Origin of the sequence: Erwinia sp. MYb416 (genome assembly GCF_037479575.1) — a bacterium.
GTDB lineage: Bacteria > Pseudomonadota > Gammaproteobacteria > Enterobacterales > Enterobacteriaceae > Erwinia > Erwinia rhapontici.
In genome coordinates, this window is sequence record NZ_JBBGYT010000361.1 from 1 (window position 1) to 542 (window position 542).

Below are 542 nucleotides of genomic sequence, written 5' to 3' on the forward strand. Positions count from 1 at the left end.
GTAATCGACATGTCATCTTTGATCGCCCTTGAAAAAATTTCTGTGAGCTTTGGACAGCGCCGTGTCCTGTCCGATGTGTCACTTTCGCTGCAACCTGGCCGTATTCTGACCCTACTCGGGCCGAACGGGGCAGGTAAATCAACGCTGGTGCGTGTGGTGCTCGGGCTGATCGCCCCCACCTCCGGTACTCTGCTGCGCCCGGCGCAACTGCGTATTGGCTACGTGCCGCAAAAAATCCATCTTGATGTCACCCTGCCCCTCACCGTTGCGCGTTTTATGCGTCTGCGCCCCGGGGTAAAATCAGACGATATTCTGCCCGCGCTGAAACGCGTACAGGCGGCTCATCTGCTGGAATACCCGCTTCAAAAACTGTCCGGTGGTGAAATGCAACGCGTACTGCTGGCGCGTGCACTGCTCAACCAGCCGCAGTTACTGGTACTCGATGAACCCACGCAGGGCGTTGACGTCAACGGCCAGGTGGCGCTGTATGACCTGATCGACCAGCTGCGCCGCGAACTCAACTGTGGCGTACTGATGGTTTC

Annotated in this window: 1 protein-coding gene; it reads left to right on the forward strand. The window is 57.7% G+C overall.

The genetic code is table 11. From position 1 onward, the window contains the following. Window positions 1-9: 9 nt before the first annotated feature. Window positions 10-542: zinc ABC transporter ATP-binding protein ZnuC (znuC, locus tag WH277_RS05285; protein WP_339504834.1), on the forward strand; the 533-nt coding region annotated here is incomplete at its 3' end.